Here is a 5,274-nt window from a genome sequence, read left to right on the forward strand (position 1 = left end):
CGCCGTCGAGGGCTCGGACGATGGCGGCGGCGTCGTCTCCGGGGCGCCGTCGGAATCCGTCGGATCCTCGCCGCTCGAGTTCGTGTCGTCGCCGGCATCCGCGGTGCTGATCGAGTGCTTCCGGTCGAGACCCATGATCGCGGCGGAGTTGCGATCAGAACCGCTCTGCGTGCCGGACGTCCCCTCGCGCTCCTGTTCCGGTGCGGAGGTCGACGACGGCGCCGCGGACGGGGCGGCGATGCCGGTGAACAGCGCGGTCGCCACCAGGCAGCCGGCGCCGGCGACGACGGCGCCGGCGATCAGGATGCGGGCGCGGTGCGCCATCCAGAGGGAGCGTCCCGCATGGACGCGAGCCACAGCACCGGCGGCCGGCAGCGGGGCCGCCGCGCTCGCCGGGGCCGACGCGCGGCTGTCACGGCGAAGCGCGGGTGCGGGCGCGTCGATGATCGGAGCGCTCGCCTGCCCCTGATCCACATGATCCCCGATCGTCCTCGCGGGATCGCAGGGCTCATTCCCTGTCGAACTCGCGCGTGCCGCCAATATACCCGGGCACCGCTCCGGCCGTCTCGGCGTCAGGTGCGGCCGACCGGCGCCGGCCGACCCAGACGACGAACGCGGCGACAGCGATGATCGCCGCGGCGATGCCGATGACGTAGAGCGCCACGACGCCGTAGCTCCCCTGCACGTGCGGGTTCAGGAAGGGGTACGGGTACCACCAGGCCTCCCCGGTGGCGGGGGCGATGATGAGGTTCGCCCGGATCAGCGTGTAGACGACCCACACGATCGGGAAGATCGCAGCTCCCAGCACGGCGCTCCAGCCGAGCGCGCGGCGACGGGGCGCGAACAGCAGATCGGCGAGCATGACGAGGGGGATGACGACGTGCAGCACCTCGTTCGACCACGGCACGGTCCCGCCCTGGGGCAGCGGGATCCCCCGCAGCAGGGTGTTGTAGACCACGCCGGTGACGATCATGTAGGTGCTGGCGAAGGCCAGCAGCACTGCCAGCCAGCGCGGCTCGGTGGTCGCGGCATCCTTCTGCCTCAACGCCCAGATGCCGCCGGCGGCGAGCGCGATCGCGGCCAGGATGTTCGACTCGATCGTGAAGAAGCTCAGGAAGTTGGCGGTGACGGTGGGCAGATGACCGCCCCACTCGGTCTCCGCGGCGATCGCGTTCGACATCGTGCGCGAGAGCTGCGCGATGATCGCGGCGACGGCGAGCGCCGCGCCGGCAAGTCGGAAAAAGGGCCACCAGGTCGTCATGTTCGCCTCCGTGCGTCACTGTAGCGGCATCCGGTTCCCCGCGCGGATATGACGCGACGGTGGATGTCGGCGCCGGTATATCACCGAGGCTCAGGTGCGGCGACGCCACCGCATCCGCGTGACGAGGACGCCCAGGAGGCACAGCGCCCCGCCGAGGAACATCAGCGGCGTCGGCACCTCGCCCAGGATCATCCACGACATCAGGATCGCGATGGCCGGCACGACGTAGGTGGTGGCCGACGTCTGCCCGGCGGTGCTGCGCTGCAGCACGTACGCCCATGTCGTGAACGCGATCGCGGTGGGGAAGATGCCGAGGTACACGACCCACAGCGTCGCGTCGACCGGGGCGGACTGGAGGTCCTCCACCAGCCGTCCGACCCAGGGCAGCAGGGCGACCGTACCGGCGATCGCGCCGAACCAGGTGAGGGTGGTCGCGTCGGCGCCCGCGCTGAGCAGGTGCTTCTGCAGCAGCGTGCATCCCGCGTACATCACGGCGGCGAGGAGGGCGAGCAGCAGCCCCGTGATGTCGGGCCCTGTGCTCGTGGACCCTGTGCTCGTGGACGAGTTCATGCCGATCAGCACGACGCCGAGGAAGGCGATGGGTGCGCCGATCACCAGCGGGCGGGGGAATCCCTCGCGGAGGAACAGTCCGCTGAAGACGACGACCATGAGCGGGGCGAGGTTCACGACCATCGCGGCGGTGCCGGCATCGAGCGTGCGCTCGGCCGCGTTGAGGGCGAGGTTGTAGACGCAGAACCAGCCGATGCCCCACACGGCCACGAGCGGCCAGTGCCGGCGGGCGGGAGGGCGGATGCCGTGGCGGAGCGCGATGACGCCGAGCGCCAGTGTGCCGACGGCCATCCGGAGCAGGGCGAGCGCTCCCGGATCGAAGTGCGGCCCGGCCCCGCGGATGCCGATGAACGCGGAAGCCCACAGCACGACCGTGACGAGGGCAGCGGCGAGGACGAGCGGACCGTTCGCGCGCGGTACGGCGGCCTGCGGGGAACCGAGCCCTGGGCGCCCGGTCGCGGCGGGGCCCCTGATTGCGTCCGGGCCTGGGGCTGCTTCTGGCATCCTCCGATCGTCTCAGGGGCCACCGACATCGGACGACCGTCCGAAGCGACATCCGCCCCGCTTTTCCCGCCAACGCGAGCGTGCGTGAGCCCGCACGCTCCGCGTGACGGCGGCATCCGGGGCGGCATCCGGAATGCCGCATCCGAGGCGGCATCCGGCCCTTCGATAGGATGGGACCGCCCGAAGAGGGCCAGCTCATCGGCCGGTGCGAACCCGGCGAAAGCAAGGGGGACACCCATGCCAGGAATCGTGATCGTCGGCGTCCAGTGGGGCGATGAGGGCAAGGGCAAGGCCACCGACCTGCTCGGCGAGCGCACCGACTGGGTGGTGAAGTTCAACGGCGGCAACAACGCCGGGCACACCGTCGTGGTCGGCGACGAGAAGTACGCACTCCACCTTCTCCCCTCCGGCATCCTCTCGCCCGGGGTCAACCCGGTGATCGGCAACGGCGTCGTGATCGACCTCGAGGTGCTGTTCTTCGAGCTCGAGGCTCTCGCCGCCCGCGGCATCGACGTGTCGCGCCTGCGGGTGAGCGCGAACGCGCACATCATCACGCAGTACCACCGCACGCTCGACAAGGTCACCGAGCGCTTCCTCGGCAAGCGCATGATCGGCACCACCGGCCGCGGCATCGGCCCGGCTTACGCCGACAAGATCAACCGCGTCGGCATCCGCGTGCAGGACCTGTTCGACGAGAACATCCTGCGTCAGAAGGTCGAGGGCGCGCTCGACCAGAAGAACCACCTCCTCGTGAAGATCTTCAACCGCCGTGCGATCACCGCCGACGAGGTCCTGGAGGACCTCCTCTCCTACGCCGAGCGGCTGCGTCCGATGGTCGCCGACACCGGTCACCTGATCGCCGAGGCCCTCGGCCGTGGCGAGGTCGTCGTCTTCGAGGGCGGCCAGGCCACGATGCTCGACATCGATCACGGCACGTACCCGTTCGTCACCTCGTCGACCGCGACCGCCGCCGGTGCCGCGTCCGGCTCCGGCGTCGGGCCGGGAAGCCTCGACCGCATCGTCGGCATCGTGAAGGCGTACACGACCCGCGTCGGGTCAGGCCCGTTCCCGACCGAGCTCTTCGACGAGAAGGGCGAGTGGCTGCGCAAGCAGGGCTTCGAGTTCGGCACCACGACAGGGCGTCCGCGTCGCGTCGGCTGGTACGACGCCCCCATCACGCGCTACGCGACCCGGATCAACGGCATCACCGACCTCGTGCTCACCAAGCTCGACATCCTCACCGGTCTCGAGCAGATCCCGGTGTGCGTCGCATACGACGTCGACGGCGAGCGCTTCGACGAGGTGCCGGTCAACCAGACCGACTTCCACCACGCGACGCCGATCCTCGAGTACCACGCCGGCTGGAGCGAGGACATCTCGACGGCGCGGACCTTCGAGGACCTGCCGCAGAGCGCGCAGGACTACGTGCTGGCGCTCGAGAAGATGAGCAACACCCGCATCTCGGTGATCGGCGTCGGCCCGGAGCGCGACCAGGTCATCGTCCGTCACGACCTGCTCGACTGAGCATCCAGCCCGTCTGTTTGCGCTGAACGCATGCTCCCGACCCCCGGGAACCTGCGTTCGACGCAAACAGAGGGGTTCTTCCAAGGGGGAGACATGACACGGTTCTGGCTCGGCGGATACGGCTCCGGCATGGACGGCAACGCCGACGGCATCGGCCTGCTCGCGGGAGATGACGGCGCGGCTACCGCGCTGAGCTACCGGGGAGCCGTCACCCGCACGTCCTCGCCGTCGTGGCTGGCGCAGCATCCCACCCTCGACGTCGTCTATGCGGCGCTGGAGGGGGATGCCGCGGTGCAGGCGTTCGTCCGCACCGGCGAGTCCTCACTGACACCGCTCGGCGAGCCGGTCGAGGTCGGGAAGAGCGTGTGCCACGTGGCCGTCGCCCCGAACGGCTCCTCCCTCATCGCCAGCTGCTACGGCGACGGACGCGTCGTGCGCGTCAGGCTCGACGCGGCGGGGCGGCCGGCGCAGGATGCCGCGAACAAGGCCGCCGAGCTGCGGGCGGCGCTCCTCGGCTGGGTCCCTGAGCCTGTCGAAGGGCCCGCCCCCGACACCGGCGCGCCCGCGGGCACGGGGGCTGCGGCATCCGACCCCCACGCCTCGACGACGCCGAGTGGCGACCGCGTCTCGCACGCGCACGCCGCCGCCTTCCTGCCGGACGGCCGGATCGCCACCACCGACCTCGGCTTCGACCTGGTGCGCATCTGGCGGCCGACCGCATCAGGGCTGTCGCTCGATCATGACGTCGTCCTGCCGCGCGGGACCGGCCCCCGCCACATGGTCGTGCACCCGAGCGGCCACCTGCACGTGGTCACCGAATACTCGTGCGAGGTCTTCACTCTCGCCGCGGGCCCCGACGGCACCTGGTCGGTCGTGTCGTCGACGCTGTCCAGCCCGATCGCCCAGGTCGGCTTCGACTTCGCGGCAGAGCTCGCGCGCAGCCGCGACGGCAACTTCCTCTACACCGCACTCCGGGGCAGCAACACGATCGCGGCGCTCCGCGTCCGCGGCGGGGGCGAGAGCCTCGAGTCGATCGCGCTCGCCGACTCCGGCGTCGACTGGCCCCGCCACCACCTGATCCACGAGGGCAAGATGCTCGTCGCCGGCCAGCGCTCCGACACGATCACCCTGCTCGACCTCGACGAGCGCACCGGCGCGCCCCTCGGCATCCGCCATGAGGCGCAGGTGCCGACGCCGACGCACTTCCTGCCGGTGCGCTGAGCCGTCGCGGCCGGCGGGTCTCCGGCCGCCCGCGGTCATAACTCCGGAGAAATCCACGGAACCAGCCCGAGAGGGCCGTTTCCGACCCGGAATCAGCCGGATCTCCGGAGTTGTGAACAGTTCGACCGGAGCAACCGGTCGTGACCGACCCGCGGGTCTCCGGCCGCCCGCGGTCATAACTCCGGAGAAATCCA

Annotated in this window: 5 protein-coding genes; 2 read left to right on the top strand and 3 right to left on the bottom strand. The window is 70.7% G+C overall.

All coding sequences use genetic code 11. The features are described from left to right. From IPV10_RS16650 to IPV10_RS16660, 3 genes are all read right to left on the bottom strand, one after another. Positions 1 to 324 (bottom strand): hypothetical protein (locus tag IPV10_RS16650; RefSeq protein ID WP_207485757.1); only part of this gene is annotated, 324 nt, incomplete at its 3' end. Between the two features lie 184 nt (positions 325 to 508). Next, entirely contained in the window at positions 509 to 1,261 is a 753-nt protein-coding gene (locus tag IPV10_RS16655; RefSeq protein ID WP_207485758.1) for a Pr6Pr family membrane protein, read from the bottom strand. A gap of 90 nt (positions 1,262 to 1,351) precedes the next feature. After that, on the bottom strand, positions 1,352 to 2,335 hold the full coding sequence (locus IPV10_RS16660) for a DMT family transporter (RefSeq protein WP_207485760.1): 984 nt from the start codon (positions 2,333 to 2,335) through the stop codon (positions 1,352 to 1,354). A gap of 237 nt (positions 2,336 to 2,572) precedes the next feature. Between IPV10_RS16660 and IPV10_RS16665 the strand changes: the two genes are divergently transcribed. Together IPV10_RS16665 and IPV10_RS16670 are read left to right on the top strand one after the other, a co-directional pair. Next, positions 2,573 to 3,859, top strand: a complete 1,287-nt coding sequence (locus IPV10_RS16665; protein WP_207485762.1) for an adenylosuccinate synthase — start codon at positions 2,573 to 2,575, stop codon at positions 3,857 to 3,859. 93 nt (positions 3,860 to 3,952) lie between these two features. Next, on the top strand, positions 3,953 to 5,080 hold the full coding sequence (locus IPV10_RS16670) for a beta-propeller fold lactonase family protein (protein WP_207485764.1): 1,128 nt from the start codon (positions 3,953 to 3,955) through the stop codon (positions 5,078 to 5,080). The last annotated feature ends 194 nt before the right edge of the window (positions 5,081 to 5,274 follow it).

The organism is Microbacterium sp. SD291, assembly GCF_017355365.1.
Classification (GTDB): domain Bacteria; phylum Actinomycetota; class Actinomycetes; order Actinomycetales; family Microbacteriaceae; genus Microbacterium.

Coding starts and splice junctions, on each gene's coding strand:
- IPV10_RS16670 (WP_207485764.1), top strand. CDS start 3,953: ATGACACGGTTCTGGCTCGGCGGATACGGCTCCGGCATGGACGGCAAC.
- IPV10_RS16655 (WP_207485758.1), bottom strand. CDS start 1,261: ATGACGACCTGGTGGCCCTTTTTCCGACTTGCCGGCGCGGCGCTCGCC.
- IPV10_RS16665 (WP_207485762.1), top strand. CDS start 2,573: ATGCCAGGAATCGTGATCGTCGGCGTCCAGTGGGGCGATGAGGGCAAG.
- IPV10_RS16660 (WP_207485760.1), bottom strand. CDS start 2,335: ATGCCAGAAGCAGCCCCAGGCCCGGACGCAATCAGGGGCCCCGCCGCG.